This is a genomic window from Streptomyces sp. R-74717 (assembly GCF_047305335.1).
Classification (GTDB): Bacteria; Actinomycetota; Actinomycetes; order Streptomycetales; family Streptomycetaceae; genus Streptomyces; species Streptomyces atratus.
The window spans coordinates 2,087,636-2,105,746 of sequence record NZ_CP102361.1 but is presented as its reverse complement, the minus strand read 5'-3'; the positions used below and the strand labels follow the sequence as shown (position 1 = coordinate 2,105,746).

General features: G+C 69.5%; 15 protein-coding genes and 1 pseudogene. 11 read left to right on the top strand and 5 right to left on the bottom strand.

The genetic code is table 11. The features are described from left to right. Positions 1-7: 7 nt before the first annotated feature. Together NRF20_RS09415 and NRF20_RS09410 are read right to left on the bottom strand one after the other, a co-directional pair. Positions 8-1,603, bottom strand: coding sequence for a CocE/NonD family hydrolase (locus NRF20_RS09415; RefSeq protein ID WP_413752395.1), 1,596 nt, complete (start codon positions 1,601-1,603; stop codon positions 8-10). A 137-nt stretch (positions 1,604-1,740) separates the two neighbouring features. After that, positions 1,741-2,964, bottom strand: a complete 1,224-nt coding sequence (locus tag NRF20_RS09410; RefSeq protein WP_398632947.1) for an Ig-like domain-containing protein — start codon at positions 2,962-2,964, stop codon at positions 1,741-1,743. Between the two features lie 225 nt (positions 2,965-3,189). Here NRF20_RS09410 and NRF20_RS09405 point away from each other — a divergent pair, with 225 nt between their 5' ends. The 5 genes and pseudogenes from NRF20_RS09405 to NRF20_RS09385 all read left to right on the top strand — a co-directional run bounded on the left by NRF20_RS09405 (position 3,190) and on the right by NRF20_RS09385 (position 9,627). Beyond that, positions 3,190-4,356, top strand: coding sequence for a lipid II:glycine glycyltransferase FemX (locus NRF20_RS09405; RefSeq protein WP_413752394.1), 1,167 nt, complete (start codon positions 3,190-3,192; stop codon positions 4,354-4,356). After that, entirely contained in the window at positions 4,353-6,017 is a 1,665-nt protein-coding gene (gene murJ / locus NRF20_RS09400) for a murein biosynthesis integral membrane protein MurJ (RefSeq protein WP_398632948.1), read from the top strand. The genes NRF20_RS09405 and murJ overlap by 4 nt, the downstream gene beginning before the upstream one ends. 63 nt (positions 6,018-6,080) lie before the next feature. Further along, a pseudogene (locus NRF20_RS09395) lies at positions 6,081-6,650 on the top strand (response regulator); the annotation flags it as partial. A gap of 246 nt (positions 6,651-6,896) precedes the next feature. Further along, positions 6,897-8,705, top strand: coding sequence for a gamma-glutamyltransferase (gene ggt / locus NRF20_RS09390; protein WP_413752393.1), 1,809 nt, complete (start codon positions 6,897-6,899; stop codon positions 8,703-8,705). Between the two features lie 145 nt (positions 8,706-8,850). Next, entirely contained in the window at positions 8,851-9,627 is a 777-nt protein-coding gene (locus NRF20_RS09385; RefSeq protein WP_413752392.1) for a glycoside hydrolase family 75 protein, read from the top strand. Here the strand turns inward: NRF20_RS09385 and map are convergent, their stop codons facing one another. Further along, complete coding sequence (gene map, locus NRF20_RS09380; protein WP_413752391.1) at positions 9,628-10,395, bottom strand: type I methionyl aminopeptidase; 768 nt, start codon at positions 10,393-10,395, stop codon at positions 9,628-9,630. Between the two features lie 41 nt (positions 10,396-10,436). Here map and NRF20_RS09375 point away from each other — a divergent pair, with 41 nt between their 5' ends. Together NRF20_RS09375 and NRF20_RS09370 are read left to right on the top strand one after the other, a co-directional pair. Continuing rightward, a complete protein-coding gene (locus NRF20_RS09375; protein ID WP_114247546.1) occupies positions 10,437-10,706 on the top strand; it encodes a helix-turn-helix domain-containing protein in 270 nt (89 codons plus the stop codon). Between the two features lie 260 nt (positions 10,707-10,966). Continuing rightward, positions 10,967-12,301 (top strand): hypothetical protein, encoded by a 1,335-nt coding sequence (locus tag NRF20_RS09370; protein ID WP_413752390.1) that lies wholly within the window; start codon positions 10,967-10,969, stop codon positions 12,299-12,301. A 76-nt stretch (positions 12,302-12,377) separates the two neighbouring features. On the opposite strand, the gene NRF20_RS09365 is transcribed toward NRF20_RS09370, so the two are convergent. Then, complete coding sequence (locus NRF20_RS09365; RefSeq protein WP_398632952.1) at positions 12,378-13,469, bottom strand: Rieske 2Fe-2S domain-containing protein; 1,092 nt, start codon at positions 13,467-13,469, stop codon at positions 12,378-12,380. Positions 13,470-13,629: 160 nt separating this feature from the next. Continuing rightward, positions 13,630-13,923, bottom strand: coding sequence for a hypothetical protein (locus tag NRF20_RS09360; RefSeq protein WP_398632953.1), 294 nt, complete (start codon positions 13,921-13,923; stop codon positions 13,630-13,632). Between the two features lie 91 nt (positions 13,924-14,014). On the opposite strand from NRF20_RS09360, the gene NRF20_RS09355 reads away from it, so the two are divergent. The 4 genes from NRF20_RS09355 to NRF20_RS09340 all read left to right on the top strand — a co-directional run bounded on the left by NRF20_RS09355 (position 14,015) and on the right by NRF20_RS09340 (position 18,035). Beyond that, complete coding sequence (locus tag NRF20_RS09355; RefSeq protein WP_398632954.1) at positions 14,015-14,929, top strand: hypothetical protein; 915 nt, start codon at positions 14,015-14,017, stop codon at positions 14,927-14,929. Between the two features lie 401 nt (positions 14,930-15,330). Next, positions 15,331-16,173, top strand: a complete 843-nt coding sequence (locus NRF20_RS09350) for a nitrilase-related carbon-nitrogen hydrolase (RefSeq protein ID WP_114247549.1) — start codon at positions 15,331-15,333, stop codon at positions 16,171-16,173. Further along, positions 16,170-17,453, top strand: coding sequence for an aspartate aminotransferase family protein (locus NRF20_RS09345; protein WP_413752389.1), 1,284 nt, complete (start codon positions 16,170-16,172; stop codon positions 17,451-17,453). The genes NRF20_RS09350 and NRF20_RS09345 overlap by 4 nt, the downstream gene beginning before the upstream one ends. Before the next feature lie 117 nt (positions 17,454-17,570). Next, on the top strand, positions 17,571-18,035 hold the full coding sequence (locus NRF20_RS09340) for a nuclear transport factor 2 family protein (RefSeq protein ID WP_398632956.1): 465 nt from the start codon (positions 17,571-17,573) through the stop codon (positions 18,033-18,035). Positions 18,036-18,111 lie beyond the last annotated feature (76 nt).

Sequence of the window (18,111 nt, the reverse complement as noted above, 5' to 3'; positions counted from 1 at the left end):
CCGGTGATCACTTCTCGCGCAAGGGAACGGACACGTACGACGGGTCCGCCTGGGGCGAGGAGAAGGTCAGCTGTGAGCCGTCAGGGTTGTGCTCGATGTACAGCGGGTCGACGGTGTCGATCACCAGGGCGAGTCGGTGACCGGCCGGGACGTCGTAGGCGGTGGAGAACAGCTCCAGGTCCACGGGGAACGGCTGGTTCGGCGTCTGCCCGTGGAAGGTATAGGGGGCGTTACTGACCAGCTTGCCGAGGCCGAGCGGCCCTTCGTCGTAGAGATACGCGACGAAGGTGCCGCTCTCCTTGTTACTGGTCACTGTGGTGTGGAGCCTGGCCGTGCCCCGGATGTGCTGCTCCGACGCGTACTTCTCGGACTGCCAGACACCTGCGAAGGTACGGGGCAGCAGCGGGATCGAGGCGAGCGGCGGCAGCTTCACGAACTGGTCGAGGGCGTTGGACAGCATGGTGATGCCGCCGTTGGCGCCCGAGTCGATATTCGCGTAGATCTCCTTCGTGCCGCCGAGCGCGATCCGTTCCTCGGCGGCGCCGACGGACTTCCAGTCCGGATAGCCCTCGTAGCCGTCGTCGTTGCGGGACTTGAGCTGGACCGGCAGCTCCTGGTCGATGCCGTTGTGCTCGCCCTTGAGGTAGCGGTCGAACCAGCGGTGGGCGTCGGTCCAGGTGTCGTTGGGCAGGCCGAGCAGTCCGGTGGCCTCGGCGGTGGCGTGGTCGCCGGGGCGGAACTCCAGGCGCTTGGGGCCGGTGAGCTTGTCGTAGAACGAGGCGTACTGGTTGGGCGGGAAGATCGTGTCGCCCCAGGCGTTGCCCATCATGATGGCGGCGCCGTTGGCGTTGATCTCGTCGAGGTGGGTGGCGGGGGAGCGCTTCTTCCCCCAGGCGATCATGTCCTGTTCCTTGGCGAGGTTGGAGCCGAGGAAGTCGGTGAGTGTCCGGTTCAGTTCGTCGCCCGGGCGGCCGGTGAGCAGGCCGAGGCCGCCGAGGAGGGCTGCGGCCTGGAGGTGCTGGGTGCGGCCGCTGTAGATGGAGCCGATGAGATCGGCCCAGCCGCTGAGGGCGACCACGGCCTTGATCCGCTTGTCGTGCCCGGCGGCGAGGAGGCTGATGCCCGCGCCGTAGGAGACCCCGCCCATGCCGATGCGGTCCGGGTCGGACGGGGTGTTGGCGAGGGCCCAGTCGATGACCGAGGAGGCGTCGGCGAGGTCGGGCGGGCCCGCGACCTCGATGTTGCCGCCGGAGAGCCAGAAGCCCCGTGAGGTGTAACTGACCACCACGTAGCCGGAGTCGGCGAGCTGCTGGGCCTGGGCGAGGTACTCGACCTGCGGCAGGCCCCAGCTGGTGGGCAGCACGATCAGTGGATGCCGCTCGCCCGGCTCCGTACCGGCGGGCGTGAACACATTGCCCTTGAGCGTGATCCCGCCGGAGCCGGGGATGTCGTAGAACTTCAGGCTCGGCGCGCCCGCCGCCACGGCTGCGGCGGCGGGCCGGGCGGCGGCCGCCGGGGCCGCGCCGAGGGCGGCTCCGGCGATCAGGGCGGCGACTGTTCCGAGGGAAGCGGTGGTGCGCAGGGCCGGGTACGGGCGTGCCACGAGTCACTCCTCACGCGTGTCGATGCAAAGTGACCCGACGGTAACCCCGACTCCTTACTTGAGGTAACTCGTCGGTAAGTTACGTGAGAGTAACGATTGTTGGATGTGATGTCAGTAGTGCGACGCGGCTGTGCGGCTCACTTCAGCGCGCTCTTCGCCTGCCAGTCGGACCATGCCACATTCCATGCCCCGTACCCGTTGCCCTCCGCGACCGTGCCCTTGGCATCCGCGCCGGTGATCTCGAACGGGTCGCCGACCCGCACCTGCTGGTACAGCGCAGCGGCATTGGCGTCACTCATCCCGACACAGCCCGAACTGTGGTTGGCCACCCCGAAGTAGGCGGCGTTCCACGGCGCCGCGTGGGCGTACATGCCCGACCAGGTCAGCCGCATCGACGAGTCGACCATCTTGTCGTAGGCGTCGCCCAGGCCGACCGTCTCGGAGCGCATGTTGATCGTGCCCTCCTTGGCCATCAGCACGGCCGTCCCGCGCCAGGACGCCTTCTCGCCGCCCGGGGTGCCGGCCGACATGGGCACGTCCACGACGGTCTTCCCGTCCCGCCTCAGCGCCAGCCGGTGACGGTCGAGGTCGACCTTGACCACCTGGTTGCTTCCGATGGTGAAGGTGGTCCTGTAGTCGCGGACGAACCAGCCGCCGGACGGGCCCGAGTCGATTCCGTTGAGGTCGGCGTCGAGCGTGACCTTCGTACCGGACTTCCAGTACTCCTTGGGCCGCCAGTCGACGCGGTCCTTGCCGGAGTAGTCCTGCAGCCAGCCCCAGGAGCCCTCGGTGTTGTTCGAGGTGGAGACCTTCAGAGCCTTCTCGACCGCGGCCCTGTCCTTCACCGGGTTGTCGAAGACGATCGACAGGGGCTGCGCGATGCCGACCGTGGTGTTCTTGCCGGGGGCCAGGGTCAGCTTGTTGACCTTGTCGGCCCCGGCGGTGGTGAACCCCGCCTTGCCGCTGCCGCCCTCGGTGTCCTTCGCCTCGACGCTGTACGTGGTGCCGGGCGCGGCCGGCCGGTCCGACGTCCAGGTCCTGCCGTCGGCGGATATCCGGCCGGTGAGCGTGTCCCCCTCGGTCGCGCTCACCGTGACCGTCTTCAGCTTGCCGCTGTCGAGAGTCACCTTCACCGGCTTCCCGGGGGTGGCACTGCCGCCTTGGAGGTTCACGGAGATCTTGGTGTCCTGCGCCGATGCCTCTCCGGCCACGTGCCCCGATCCCTTGCCCGAGTCCGATGCGGACGCGCCGGAACAGGCAGTGAGCGTGGCGCCGAGCACCGCGGTACCCGCGATCAGGGTGAGCCGGACCGGGCGGCCGAGCGGGGCGGTACGGCGTATGCGCCGGCGTGCAGAGATCAACGGAAAAACCTCCAAGGCATTGCTTCTCGTCGGTGGAGAGGTATTCACCCGACGATAGGTTCCGCAAATCGGCCGAAAACCGGGAAATCCCCTGTGTGACATGGACCGCAGCGCAACGGTCATCGGCCGGTCACATTCGCCGCTCGGCTCCGTCACGGACCGCTGTGAGCATCCTGTGCAGCCCCGCAGAGCCGACAACGGGGCGGACCAGGGAGGGCCACGAACATGTCAGCGCTGCTCGCGACCGGAGACCGCAGCCATGACCACGAGCTACGGATACGCAGCCTGACCGCCGCCGAGCACCGGGCCTTCGTGTCCACCCGTACGGAGGCAAGCTTTCTGCAGTATCCGTCCTGGGCCTCGGTGAAGGACCAATGGACGTCCGAAATGGTCGGCTGGCACAGCGACTCGGGTGAACCGGCCGGGGCCGCGCTGGTGCTCTACCGGCAATTCCCGGGAACCCGCAAATACTTCGCATACCTGCCTGAGGGGCCGGTGGCCGACTGGGCCGACCCCGACATCGACCGCTGGCTGCGGCCGCTCATGGCGCACCTGCGGAAGTCCGGCGCGTTCGCCGTACGTATCGGCCCCTCGCCGGCGTACCGCCGCTGGGACACCGCCCGCCTGAAAGCCGCCACCGGTCCCCGCCGCAAGGTCGGCGACGTACTCGCGACGGAGGTGGACCCGCTCGGCGCGGCCGTCGCCGACCGGCTCCGGGCCCGCGGCTGGCGCCGGTGCGGCGGCGACGGGGGAGGGGACGCCGACGCACAGCCGCGCTATGTCTTCCAGGTGCCGCTCGCCGGACGGACCCCCGGCGAACTGTGGTCGGGACTCAATCAGGAGTGGCGCCGCAATGTACGCAAGGCCCAGAAGGCCGGGGTGCGGATCGTCATCGGCGGCGCGGCCGAACTGCCGGAATTCCACCGCCTGCTGCGGATCACCGAGGAGCGCGACGGCTTCCGGCTCGGCCGCTCCCTCGCGTACTACCAGCAGCAGTACGCCGTACTCAACGCCGAACACCCCGGCCGGATGAAGCTCTATCTGGCCGTCCACCAGGGCGAGATCCTGGCCGCCCACACCATGATCAGCACCGGCCGGCGGGTCTGGTACCAGACCGGCGCCTCCGCCGACCACCGCCGCGAGGTCCGCCCCAGCAACGCGCTGCAGTGGAAGATGATGCTCGACGCCCATGGGCTCGGTGCCGATGTGCACGACATGCGCGGGGTACCCTCCACCCTTGACCCCGACGACCGCCCCTTCGGGCTGCTCCGTTGGAAGCTCGGCACCGGAGGCCAGGTCGTCGAGACCCTCGGAGAGTGGGAGGCATCGGTGGGCGGAGCTGCCAACAACACCCTGTACCGGGCGTTCCAGGCGTACCTGGCGCGCCGATGACGGCCACCGAGGCGGCCTCCGCGAAGGCCGCAGAGCGCAAGTCCGGCTCGGTGCTGCGCAGCGGCGCCGTCATGGCGTCCGGCTCCATCGTCTCCCGGGCGACCGGCTTCATTCGCTCGGCGGTCGTCGTCGCCGCACTCGGCACCGGACTCCAGGCGGACGGGTACACCGTCGCCAACACCGTGCCCAACATCCTCTACACACTGCTCATCGGCGGCGCGCTCAACGCCGTCTTCGTCCCCGAGCTGGTGCGGGCCGCCAGGAACCATGCCGACGGCGGCGCCGCGTACACCGACCGGCTGCTCACCATCTGCACGATCGGGCTCCTCGCCCTCACCGCGCTCACGGTCGTCGGCGCCCCGTGGATCGTCTCGGTCTACGCCCCCGACTACCACGGCGAACAGGCCGATCTCACCATCGCCCTGGCCCGCTACTGCCTGCCGCAGATCCTCTTCTACGGACTGTTCACCCTCCTCGGTCAAGTGCTCAACGCCCGCGACCGGTTCGGCGCGATGATGTGGACCCCAGTCCTCAACAACGTGGTGATCATTGCGGTGTTCGGGATCTATCTGGCCGTCGCGGCAGGCTCCGACGGTACGTTGACCCCGGCGCAGGCCCAGTGGCTCGGCTGGGGGACGACCGCCGGGATCGCGGTCCAGACGCTCGCCCTGGTGCCCGCGCTGCGCGCCGCGAAGTTCCGCTGGCGGCCGCGGTTCGACTGGCGGGGCAGCGGACTCACCCGGCCGCTGCGCGCGGCCGGCTGGCTCGTCATGCTCGTGGCTACCAACCAGATCGCCTACTGGGTGGTCACCCGGCTCTCCACCGCCACCGGTCAGCACGCCGTGGAACAGCATGTGCCGGGCGGCGTCGGCTACACCGCGTACAGTTACGCCTTTCAGCTGTGGGTGGTGCCGCACGGCATCGTGACCGTCTCGCTCGTCACCGCGCTGATGCCCCGGATGAGCCGGGCGGCGGCCGACAACGACCTGACGGGTGTCCGGCGCGATGTCTCGTACGCCCTGCGCACCTCGGCCGCGGTCGTGGTCCCCGCGGTGGCCCTGCTGTTCGCGCTGGCACCGTGGGTGGTGGGGGCCGTGTACGGATACGGGCGCACCGGCGACGCGGACATTGCGGTGATGGCGGGGATGATGATGGCGTTCGCGCCGGGGCTGATCGCCTACTCCGGGCAGTACGTGCTCTCCCGCGCGTTCTACGCGATGAGCGACACCCGCACCCCGTTCCTCCTCAATCTGGTGATCGCGGCGCTCAATGCCGGGCTCTCGATTGCCGCGTATCTGCTGCTGCCGGTCCGCTGGGCCGTGACCGGGATGGCCGGGGCGTACTCGGTGGCGCTGTTCGCGGGCTTCGGCATCACCGCGTATGTGCTGCACCGCAGGGTTTCCGGCAGCGATGCCGCCCGTCCCTCACTGGTGCGTTCGCCCGGGCTGTGGGCGCAGCTCCGGCTGGTGGCGGCGTGTGTGCCCGCCGGGGTGCTGGGATACCTGGCCGCTCGCGCCTGCGAGGGGTCCGGGGACTTTGCCGCCGTGGGGGCGGGCGCTGTCGTACTCCTGCTCACGGTGGCGCTGCTGGCACGGCCGTTCCGGCTGCGGGAGGTCAGTGCCGTGATCGCGGCGGGCCGGGGGCGGCTGCGGCGGGCGTGAGCCCCGGCGCACATTCCGGTCACCGGTTCGAATCCATTCCTTGATCGCTGGGATACTGCTGCCATGCCTCGCGTGTTGCTGATCGAAGACGACCCCTCCGTACGGGAAGGGGTCGAGCTGGGGCTGCGGCGGCGCGGTCATGAGCTGCGGGCCGTCGAGACCGGTGAGGAGGGCCTCGCCGCGCTGGGCGAGTTCCGGCCCGATCTGGTGCTCCTCGATCTGATGCTCCCCGGAATGAACGGGGTCCAGGTCTGCCGCCTGATACGGGAGACCAGCCAGCTGCCGATCATCATGCTCACGGCGCGCGGTGACGACTTCGACGTGGTCGTCGGGCTGGAGGCCGGCGCCGACGACTACATCGTCAAGCCCGCGCGTACCGAAGTGATAGAGGCCAGGATCCGCGCCGTACTGCGCAGGCTCGTCGAACCCGCGGGGCGCGGCGGCATCGAATTCCACGGCGAACTGGCCGTCGACCGCGCCGGGCTCTCCGTCGCCAAGGCGGGGCAGCGCATCCTGCTCGCGCCCTCCGAACTGAAGCTGCTGCTCCACCTCTCGGCCTCGCCCGAGCAGGTCTTCAGCAGGCAGCAGCTCCTCGAATACGTCTGGGAGCACAGCTACCACGGAGACGCGCGCCTGGTCGACGCCTGTGTGCGGCGGCTGAGGCAGAAGATCGAGGACGTGGCCGGCAGCCCGCGAGATATGTGCGGGCGATCCAGCCCAGCGCTGATACCGGCGGCTATCACACCCAGCACGATGTTGCGTACGTCGTCAGTCGGGCGGGCATGTCAGCGGGCGATCGGCCCCGGGTCCACGGCGGTCCTGACGAGGTGGGCGGGGCGGCGTTACCCTGCGGCGGACAATCCTTCACTGGAGGTGCCCATGCGACGTCTCGTCGCGCGGAATGTGTCGTTGCCGCTTGTTCTCGCCGCTGTCGTCACGGTTGTGGCAGCCGCCCCGTCCTCGTCTGCACCACCGACCGCACCACCGCCCAAGTCGCCTGTCGCGGTGGGTTACGGAGGGGCGGTCGCCAGCGTCGATGCGGATGCCTCGGCCGCCGGTATCGAGGTGCTCCGCAAGGGCGGCAATGCGGTGGACGCCGCGGTGGCGACCGCGGCGGCGCTCGGTGTCACCGAGCCGTACTCGTCAGGTCTCGGCGGTGGCGGCTACTTCGTCTATTACGACGCCAGGAAGCACACCGTGGAGACGATCGACGGCCGGGAGACCGCACCGCGCAGCGCGGACTCCTCGCTGTTCCTGGAGAACGGCAAGCCGCTCGCCTTCGCCGACGCGGTCACCAGTGGACTGAGCGTGGGCACCCCCGGCACCCCGGCCACCTGGGACACCGCGCTCGACACCTGGGGCAGTAAGTCGCTGCGGCAGGTGCTGAGGCCGGCCGAGCGGCTCGCCAGGGGCGGCTTCGTCGTCGACAGCACGTTCCGCTCGCAGACCGAGGGGAATCAGGCCAGGTTCGCCGACTTCCCCGCGACCAGGAAGCTCTTCCTGCCGGGCGGTCAACTGCCGGCGGTCGGGTCCGTCTTCAAGAACCCCGATCTGGCGCGTACGTACGAACAGGTGGGCCGTAAGGGCATTGACGAGCTGTACAAGGGCGAGCTGGCCGACGACGTCGTACGGACCGTACGCAACCCGCCCGTGGACCCGAAGGCCACCCGGGTCGTGCGTCCCGGCGACCTCACAGACAAGGACCTGCGGTCCTACCGGGCGCTGCGGCAGGCTCCGACGAAGGTCGGCTACCGCGGTCTCGACGTGTACGGCATGGCACCCTCCTCGTCCGGCGGCACGAGCGTCGGCGAGGCACTCAACATCCTTGAGTCCACGAACCTTTCGAGGGCGAGCGAGGCGCAGTATCTGCACCGCTACATCGAGGCGAGCCGGATCGCGTTCGCGGACCGCGGGCGATGGGTCGGCGACCCCGCGTTCGAGGACGTACCGACGCAGGGGCTCCTCAGCCAGCGGTTCGCGGACGCGCGGGAATGCCTGATCAGGGACGACGCGGTGCTCACCAGTCCGCTCGCGCCGGGAGACCCCGGCCATCCGGCCGACTGCAAGTCCGGTGGCACGGCCGCCCCGACGACGTACGAGGGGGAGAACACCACACATCTGACGACGGCCGACAAGTGGGGCAATGTCGTTGCGTACACGCTGACGATCGAGCAGACCGGCGGCAGCGGCATCACCGTGCCCGGGCGCGGCTATCTGCTCAACAACGAGCTGACCGACTTCTCGTTCGCGCCCGCCAGTCCGGCGGTCCACGACCCGAATCTGCCGGGTCCGGGCAAGCGTCCGCGCTCGTCCATCTCGCCGACGATCGTGCTGAAGCACGGTGAGCCGGTGCTGGCCCTGGGCTCGCCGGGTGGCGCCACGATCATCACGACCGTGCTGCAGTCGCTCATCGGCAAGGTCGACCGGGGGCTGCCGCTGGTCGACGCCATCGCGGCGCCGCGCGCCAGCCAGCGCAACTCGGCGACGACGGAGCTCGAACCGGGGCTGTGGAACAGCCCCGTGCGGGCGGAACTGGAGTCGCTGGGGCATGTCTTCAAGCTGAACCCGGAGATCGGGGCGGCGACAGGTGTGCAGCGGCTGCCGGACGGACGCTGGCTGGCGGCCGCGGAGAAGGCGCGCCGGGGTGGGGGCTCGGCCATGGTCGTGAAGCCGAGCGGACGATCATGACGATGCGTCAATAGTCCTATGTAGAGGGCTGGTTCCTCGTGAAGCTCCACGAGGAACCAGCCCCCGGTCTTGACGGGTACATGACTTCGGGTCCATCTTGGCCACGTTGGTAAGGAAAGTTTCCTATTAGAAGGGCATCCCCACTGTGCGTACTCGAACGCTCGCCCTCGCTGCTGCCTCCGGCGCCGCCCTGCTCGCGGCCGCCACGCTGACGCCCGCCGCCCAGGCTCGCCCGGCCTCGGGCGCCGTCACCACTGCCGCCGCGCCCCGCGCGGATTCAGGCGCCGCCGACCGGGCCGGGGCCGGCGTCAAGGAGGGCTCCGTCAGTGCGGCCGATCTGCTGGCCGAGGTCACCTCGTGTTCGCAGATCTCCAACGGCAAGTACCGTACGGACGAGGAGACTTCGGCGACCGTACCGGTCTGCGGCAAGAACGGAGCCGTGTTCTGGAAGGCCGACATGGACATCGACTGCGACGGCCAGATCACCACCGCCTGCAACGAGAACACCGACCCGTGGTTCCAGGACGACACGGCGTTCCATACCTCCGGCGACAAGCCGCTGAACGCCGAGAAGCTGCCGTACGTCGTCGTGCCGAGCAGCAGCAGCATCTGGGACTACAGCAACGCGGGAATCAAGGGCGGTGGCGTCGTCGCCGTCATCTACAACAACAAGGTCGAGTACGCCGTCGTCGGCGACACGGGCCCCAACAAGATCATCGGCGAGGCCTCGTACGCCACCGCCAAGGCGCTGGGCATCGACCCCGACCCGGAGACCGGCGGCGCCGAATCCGGCGTCACCTACATCCTGTTCAAGAACTCCAAGGTGTCGCCGATCGAAAGCCACAGCGCCGCCGTCACCGCCGGTGAGGCCCTCGCCAAGCAGTTCATCCAGAACAACTGGACGTTCGCGAAGGAGGGTTGATCACAGCGCGGTCAGGATGCGCGGACCGTCGTCGGTGATCGCCACCGTGTGCTCGGCGTGCGCCGCCCGGCTGCCGTCGGTCGTACGCAATGTCCAGCCGTCCCGGTCCGGATGGAACGCGTCCTTGCCGCCGCCGATCAGCATCGGCTCGATCGCCAGCACCATTCCGTGCCGCAACGGCATGCCGCGGCCCGGTCGTCCCTCGTTGGGGACGGCCGGGTCCTCGTGCATCGACCGGCCCACGCCATGGCCGCCGAACCCCTCCGGAATGCCGTAACCGGCGCTGCGGCACACCGTGCCGATCGCATGCGCGATGTCACCGATCCGATTACCGACGACCGCCGCCGCGATCCCCGCCTCCAGCGCCGCGAAGGCCGTGTCGATCAGCCGGGTGTCCGCCGGCCGGGCGCGCCCGACGGTGAAACTGATCGCCGAATCGCCCGCCCAACCACCGAGCGTCGCGCCTGCGTCGATGCTCACCAGATCGCCGTCGCGCAGCCGCTGGTCGGTCGGGATGCCGTGCACGATCGCGTCGTTGACCGATGCGCAGATCACGGCGGGAAACGGGGTGGGGGCGAAATGCGGCCGGTAGTTCAGGAACGGCGACCCGGCGCCTGCCTCGCGGAGGACCCCGCGGGCGACCTTGTCGAGTTCGCGCAACGAGACGCCGACCGCCGCCGCTTCCCGTACGGCCGTCAGTAGCTGCGCCACGCCCCGGCCGGTCTCGCGCATCGCTTCGATGGATGTGTCTGTCTTGAGCTGCACCATGCCAATTACTATACCGGTCGCAGCGGTATTAGAATGACGGCATGGTACGAACACCCCTGACCCCGGAAGAGCGCCGTCGCGGCGAACGCCTCGGAGCGCTGCTCCGCGAGGCGCGTGGCGGGCGCAGCATGGTCGAGATCGCGGCGAGCGCCGGAATCTCCGCCGAGACGCTGCGCAAGATCGAGACCGGCCGCGCCCCGACCCCCGCCTTCTTCACCGTCGCGGCACTGGCCGGGGCGCTCGGACTCTCGATGGACGAACTGCTCACCCGCTGTGCCCCGGAGCCGGACGTGGTGCCGCTGGCGGGGTAGGTCCTGTCAGGCCCCGGCCCGCCGGGATGGGCCCTGATCGGCCGGGTGGGCGCTGGCGGCGGTGGCTCGGTCGTCGAACGAGTCCCTGCCCGGGGCGTGGGGGTTGGCGTGTGTCCCCGCAGGGGCGCTCAAGGGGGGTGTGCGCCGCACGGCGCTTCGGCCGCACCGCAGTCGAAAAGCGCGCGTAGCCGTGCCGTAACAAGGCTGAGGTCGAATGCCTGCGGACTGGAAGGCTCCAGTCGACGTTGGCGAGGGCGACGATGACGGTGCATCAAGGTGCTTGGGAAGTACGGGATTTCACGAAATACCTACGGGATCTGGTGGCGCTGCTGGACCCCGGGAGCGGCTGGTACGGCGTCTTCTGCCGACGGGATCCCGCAGGGATGCGCGCCTGTCTCGACGGTGCCGAGATTCCGCCCTGGGACGTGATGGAGTCGCTTTTCCAGGACCTGGCGGCCCTGCGCGGCACAGCGTACGCACAGCGGGAGTCGGTACGGGTCGCCGAGCTGTACTCCGCCTCTGTGGCCGCCCATGACCGACGGCCCGGTGGACGGCAGGTGCTCGTCGAACGGCTGGAGCTGATGCTGCGGGAGCAGACGTACGCGGCCCAGCGACTCCGGGCGGCCGGAGCGGGCGCAACGACGATCCCGGACACGGAGGAGGTGGCCTGGGCCCGGGACGACCACGAACGCGCCACCGCCCGCTGTACGGAGCTGCGCAGGCGACTGGCCGCGGTGACCGTGCCGAAGGGCTGGTTCCGCACGGAGGAGCCGGCACCCGACCGGGACCGGGACCGGGATCGGGACCGGGAACCCGAGCCCGAGCGCGGCTTTGACGCGGCACCGCGAACTCCTCGGCCGCCCGCCCCCAAGCGCAAGAAGCCGCGCGGCGCCCGGTTCGCCGGCCTGGACGTCGACGAGGCCGATGACGACGGAGTTCTGGTCGCACCCGTCCTGCCGGTACCGCCGACGACGGCCTCCGTACCACGCGGGGCCCGCTTCGGCGCTGCCCCGACCGGGGACGACACGCACGTGGTACCGGCCTCCACCGGCCTGGACCCCGAGGCGCACCGGGCCGCCGCCGACGCCGTCGAATGGCTGCTCCAGCTCCGGGCCGAGAGCCGCAGTGGCGAGGCGCACGTCGTGCTGTGCGAGGCGGCCGGCTGGCCCGCGGACCGGCTGCCGGTGCTTGCCGTCGAGCTGCACCGGGCGGGCCTCGACGCGGACTGGGCGACCCTGTTGTGGGAAGTGTCCTCGCTGCCGCCTGCCGAACTCGCCGCGGCTGCGGGCGCGCTGGCCGCTGCGCGACGCCCGGACGACTGCGACCGGTTGCTGCGCCAGGGGGTGGCGCGGCCGGCCGCAGAGATCGCCGATGCGGTGGTGGCGCTGGACCGGGCAGGGCGAGGGCCGCAGGCGCAGGCGTTGCTGGGCGCCTTCATCCGCGTACGGACTCCGCAGGACGCGGCCCGGGTCGCAGCGGGCGATCCGCGCCAGCTGGTACCGCAACTGCTGGCCGCAGCCCGTGCGGTGTCGCCGGCGCGGGAGTGGGATGTCGTCCATGCACTGCGGGTCGCGGGCATCGTGGGTGCGCCCTAGCCAGGCAGGGTCCTGGAGATCAGCCGGTGAGAGCCGAATGGCTGCCACATCCGGAGGACGGTCGGTTCCAGAGCAGTCACGGCACCTCAGCTCCGTCGCTTCGCTCGCTGTGGTCGAGCCGGGTCCCCCCGAGCTCCCCCGGTGACGGATAGAACCGCCGGGCCCAGCGCCGGAACGGGCCGATCGGCCCGTCACCGGGAGCGAGCCGGGGCGGCTGCTGGTACTGCTTGTGATCCCAGATCGGAAAGTCGGCGGCGGTGAACTCGCAACTGGAACGGAAGACGGCGCGGTCCAGCAGCCGGGCGGCGGTTCGGCTCACCACCCGTGCGAGCGGGGCCGGCAGCCGGGCCGGTTCCGTGAAGGCGATGCGGTTCTTCTGCCGGAACTGCATCCGGTTGGGCGCGATCGCCGTCGGCATCACCATCGTGCACATCCGAAGCCCGATCCGAGGCGTGTACACATCCGCGTGCAGGCAACCGAGTCCGTAGCCGTCCACCTCCACCTCGACGACGAAGTTTCCCAGCAGCGGCGCCGACTCATGGGCCCGCATGGACACGTGGAACGCGGCATCGTCGTAGACGACAGGCCCGCCGATCTCGGCCTTGGCCCAGCCGTGCAGGGTGGCGAAATGCCCGAGGTCCACCGAGTTCTCGATGACTTCCTGGACATTGCCGGCCAGCTCCCAGGCGGCGCTACGGGCAGGCCGGTGGCCGATCTCGTGCCAGTCGGGGATGAACCAGTCCGGTGCCCGGCCGTCGTGGTGCCGCCAGACGAAGACAGCACCGTTGACCTCGTGCACCGGCAGTTGCGTCAACGGCGACCTCGGCGGCTTTGTGTCGTATCCCGTGCGCACGCACCTGCCGTCGGGGCCGAACGCGAAGAAATGGAAGGGACATACGAGATCGTCCCCGTCGACCTTCGCCAGACCGAGATGGGCGCCGAGGTGCGGACAGTACGGACGGATGGCGCGGACACCCCCGGTACCGAGCCGGTACAGCACCACGTCCTGCCCCGCCAAAGGCCGGGTGAGCACAGCGCCCGGCCGCAGCTCCTCGGAGAAGGCCAGCGCGGACCAGCCGCTCGGACAGGGCAGGGCAAGCGCCCCCGCAGCATCGGCCGGCGTCGGCCCCTCACTGATGCCGCGCCCGTACTCGTGTGACAGTCCCACGACTTCCCCTCTCAGGATCGGTCTCCGGAGACTGCCCAGACCGCTCCGAGATCCTCCCGACACGCCGCACATCACCCGAACGGGAAGGGAAGTGAAAGGCGTTGACGGTACGTGATGGCACGGTCCATGCAGTCCGCTCGGTGACGCAGAGGGTCTCCGCCTACCGCTCCGCCGCGGAGTCGATGGCCTCCTGCACCACTTCCAGCAGTCCGGCCAGGCCGGGCAGGTCACCCCACTCCGCGGCGGAGTACTTCCACATGTGACGCATCCCCGGTGCTTCCGGCGGGCCATGGCTGATCTCCACGATCCTGGCCCCCTTGCGGTCCGGGCCTTTGACACAGAGGTGCATATGGCACACGTGGAAGCGGACGGCGCTGCCGCCGAAGACCTCCAGCACGCGGCCGTCGAAGGAGTAGAGCTGTCTGCCGACCGTGGTCGTGATCTCGCTGTCCATGCCGCGACGCTAGCCGCGCCGGCGGCCGGCTGACAGTGGCATGCCGCAAAATCCGTCGATCACCTCCGCCGATCGCAAGTAATCTCCGCGCATGGCCGATGAGGTGGATGCCCGTGAGCTTTACAAGGCTTTGGGAGACCACGACGGGGCGGACGCCCATGACGTGATCGTAGCGCCGTGGCTCGATCGGGCCCGGGGCGATTACCGTGCCTTGCTCGCGACTGCAGCTGGAGACGGGGCCTGGTGGTCCGGGGAGGGACCTCAGGGGAGCGAGTACCTGCTGCAAGAGCTCTACGCTCTCAGCCGCGTCAGCGATCTGCTCCTCCTCGCCTTCCAGCCTCCTGCTGACGAGGCGCCCGAGTGGCCGCGGGGCAACAGACACGATCCGCTGAACCAAGGGCCGGTGCTCTCACAGCACGAGTACCTCGACTTGTTCACCGCGCTGGGCATGACGCCGTTCGACGACACCGTCTTCGACCCGTTCCTCCACGAAATCGTCGACGTCGAGCAAGCCGACGACCCGCACGCCCCGATTCGGATCACCCAGGTCGTCTGGCCGGGTCTGATGCTCGGACAGCTGCTCTTCAGCCGGGCCGGAGTCCGTGTCCGCGCCGGAGCCAACCATGCGCAGCGCGGCGTGGCCGACCGGTCCCCGTTGTACTGGACGTACCTGCGACGCCACCGGCCGACAGTCGACCTGTCGCACGGCTGGGGGCACAATTCACAGTGGGCCACCGATTTTCGCCTCGACTACCGGACGCCGACATCCCGGCGACTCAATGCGGCAGGACGCGTCGAAATCGACGGCGCCGAGGGCCTCAGTCCGGATCACCCCAAGAACCTCAGCCCGCAGGAGAGGCTGTTGACCCCAGGCGAGCGACGTGAACTACTGCGTCACCGCTGCCTTCTGCGGGTTCCCGAGGCTGCCGGCACACTGGCCGTGGCGCCGGGGTGGCAGATGGATCTCTTTCCCTTCGACTGGCGGCTCCCCGGTTCGGAGCAGTGACACACTTTCCCCGGCCCGTCGGACCACCTGGTCTTCGAGAGCACGGGCCCTGCTGATGGCAGTGCACTTCGAATTCGGCACGCTCCACCCAAGGTCACCGGAGATGCCTCCGTCACGCCGAGCGCGTCATCTCCGGCCAGGCTCGACGGCCGGCGGAATCGGGTGTGCCAGCGCGGCGAGCGGCCCCTCGTCGACAAATTTTGCCATCATGGCATCTGCTCTCCGAGCCGGAAGGCGAATGAACATGTGGACCGCACGGGTGTGAAACGTGATCGACTCCGCCGGTTCACGGCGATGGTCTTGCCCCGCTGTGTGACGGGGCTTACGTTCTCCTCTACGCACGTATCTACGGGCGTAGAAACGCGTAGAGGCTCTCTGACGCCGCGTCGAAGGAGCAGCTCATGTCCCAAGTCGTACGCGCCGCACTCGTCCAGGCGACCTGGACCGGCGACACCGAATCCATGATCGCCAAACATGAGGAGCATGCGCGCGAGGCCGCCCGTCAGGGCGCGAAGATCATCGGCTTCCAGGAGGTGTTCAACGCCCCCTACTTCTGTCAGGTGCAGGAACCCGAGCACTACCGCTGGGCCGAGGCCGTCCCGGACGGGCCGACCGTCCGGCGGATGCAGGAACTCGCCCGCGAGACCGGCATGGTGATCGTCGTGCCGGTCTTCGAGATCGAGCAGTCCGGCTTCTACTTCAACACCGCCGCCGTCATCGACGCCGACGGTTCTTATCTCGGCAAGTACCGCAAACATCACATCCCGCAGGTCAAGGGGTTCTGGGAGAAGTACTACTTCAAGCCCGGAAACGTCGGCTGGCCCGTCTTCGACACCGCCGTCGGCAAGGTCGGTGTCTATATCTGCTACGACCGGCACTTCCCGGAGGGCTGGCGTCAACTAGGGCTCAACGGAGCTCAGTTGGTGTACAACCCGTCCGCCACCTCGCGCGGCCTCTCCAGTTATCTCTGGCAGCTGGAACAGCCTGCGTCCGCCGTCGCCAACGAGTACTTCGTCGCCGCGATCAACCGCGTCGGCCAGGAGGAGTACGGCGACAACGACTTCTACGGAACCAGCTACTTCGTCGACCCGCGCGGCCAGTTCGTCGGCGAGGTCGCCAGCGACAAGGAGGAGGAACTCCTCGTCCGAGACCTCGACTTCGGGCTCATCGACGAGGTCCGCCAGCAGTGGGCGTTCTACCGGGACCGCCGACCCGACGCGTACGAAGGACTGGTGGAGCCGTGAGCAGCCTGCACCAACGCCATCTCGCCGTCAGCCCCGACTGGTTGGCCCTCTACTACAAGAACCCCGTGGAGATCACCCACGGCGAGGGCCGCCATGTCTGGGACGCCGACGGCAGGCGCTACCTCGACTTCTTCGGTGGCATCCTCACGACGATGACCGCCCACGCCCTGCCCGAGGTGACCAAGGCGGTCAGCGAGCAGGCCGGGCGGATCATCCACTCCTCCACGCTCTACCTCAACCGGCCGATGGTCGAGCTGGCCGAACGCATCGCCACGCTCTCCGGCATCCCGGACGCCCGGGTCTTCTTCACCACCTCCGGTACCGAGGCCAACGACACTGCCCTGCTGCTCGCCACCACGTACCGCAGTTCGAACCAGATCCTCGCGATGCGCAACAGCTACCACGGCAGATCCTTCTCCGCGGTCTCCATCACCGGTAACAGCGCCTGGTCGCCCACGAATCTGTCGCCGCTGCAGACGCTCTATGTGCACGGCGGCGTCCGCACCCGGGGGCCGTACGCGCACCTCAGCGACGCGGAGTTCATCGCGGCCTGCGTCGCCGACCTGGAGGATCTGCTCGGCCACACCCGCGAGCCCGCCGCCCTGATCGCCGAACCCATCCAGGGCGTCGGCGGGTTCACCTCTCCGCCGGACGGTCTGTACGCGGCCTTCCGACGGGTCCTCGACCGCCACGGCATCCTGTGGATCTCCGACGAGGTGCAGACCGGCTGGGGCCGCTCCGGCGAACACTTCTGGGGCTGGCAGGCGCACGGCGAGAACGGACCGCCGGACATCCTCACCTTCGCCAAGGGCATCGGCAACGGCATGTCGATCGGCGGTGTCGTGGCCCGCGCCGACGTCATGAACTGCCTCGACGCCAACTCCATTTCGACCTTCGGCGGCTCCCCGGTCACCATGGCGGCCGGCCTCGCCAACCTCTCCTACCTCCTCGAACACGATCTGCAGGGCAACGCCCGGCGAGTCGGCGGACTGCTGATCGAGCGGCTGCGAGCGATCGGCGTGGCCTCGGAGTGTGTGCGGGAGGTACGCGGCCGGGGACTGATGATCGGCATCGAGCTGGTGAAGCCCGGCACCGACGAGGCGAACCCGGAGGCGGCCGCCGCCGTACTCGAAGCGGCCAGGGAAGGCGGCCTGCTCATCGGCAAGGGCGGCGGCCACAACACCAGCGTGCTGCGGATCGCACCGCCGCTCTCGCTGACCATCCCGGAGGCGGAGGAGGGTGCGGAGATCCTGGCCGAGGCTCTTCGATCGGTGGAATGAGAAGCGACGGATGAGCGACGGGGGTGTGGGCGGCGGCCGGTACGCGGCTGTGTAGCTTGGCCGCCATCACACCCCCGTGCAGTCATCGCACCCCCGTGTCCGCCCAGGAGCACCACCATGCCCGAGAACACCCTCCCTCTCCCGTCCACCGCCAGGCCCGGCGCATCGGCGGCCGACGCCGACGCCGTCTGGGCCGTCCTCACCGGAATGTACGAGGCGTACGACGCCGGCGACCGGTCGAGGATCGACCAGGCACTCGACCCCCGGGCCACCGTCTGGGACTCCGCCGCCGACCCGCTCCTGCTCGGCAAACCCGACCTGGACCGGATCCGCGACGCCCGCCCGGAAGCCGGTGAGGGACCGCAGGAGACCGGCCTCACCGCGTACGACCGCACCATCGACGTCTTCGGCGACATCGCCGTCCTGCGCTACTGGCTGCGCGTCGACTTCGCACCCGCCCCGGACGGCACCCCGGGCCGCCCCGAGCTCATCCGGAACACCGTGATCCTGCACCGGGCCGGGGAAACCTGGCGGATCGTCCACCTCCACGAGGACGTGCGGCAGCCGGGCCCCGTCGGCTGACTCGGCCAGGACCCAGCGCTGCGCACGGGCGGACCCTCCGCACCGTGCGCAGCGCACAGCCGCCGGCCGCGCCCCG

Bases quoted from the DNA above. Each gene is read 5' to 3' on its own strand.
- NRF20_RS09405 (WP_413752394.1), top strand. From the start codon at position 3,190: ATGTCAGCGCTGCTCGCGACCGGAGACCGCAGCCATGACCACGAGCTA.
- murJ (WP_398632948.1), top strand. From the start codon at position 4,353: ATGACGGCCACCGAGGCGGCCTCCGCGAAGGCCGCAGAGCGCAAGTCC.
- ggt (WP_413752393.1), top strand. From the start codon at position 6,897: ATGCGACGTCTCGTCGCGCGGAATGTGTCGTTGCCGCTTGTTCTCGCC.
- map (WP_413752391.1), bottom strand. From the start codon at position 10,395: ATGGTGCAGCTCAAGACAGACACATCCATCGAAGCGATGCGCGAGACC.
- NRF20_RS09375 (WP_114247546.1), top strand. From the start codon at position 10,437: ATGGTACGAACACCCCTGACCCCGGAAGAGCGCCGTCGCGGCGAACGC.
- NRF20_RS09370 (WP_413752390.1), top strand. From the start codon at position 10,967: ATGACGGTGCATCAAGGTGCTTGGGAAGTACGGGATTTCACGAAATAC.
- NRF20_RS09360 (WP_398632953.1), bottom strand. From the start codon at position 13,923: ATGGACAGCGAGATCACGACCACGGTCGGCAGACAGCTCTACTCCTTC.
- NRF20_RS09355 (WP_398632954.1), top strand. From the start codon at position 14,015: ATGGCCGATGAGGTGGATGCCCGTGAGCTTTACAAGGCTTTGGGAGAC.
- NRF20_RS09350 (WP_114247549.1), top strand. From the start codon at position 15,331: ATGTCCCAAGTCGTACGCGCCGCACTCGTCCAGGCGACCTGGACCGGC.
- NRF20_RS09340 (WP_398632956.1), top strand. From the start codon at position 17,571: ATGCCCGAGAACACCCTCCCTCTCCCGTCCACCGCCAGGCCCGGCGCA.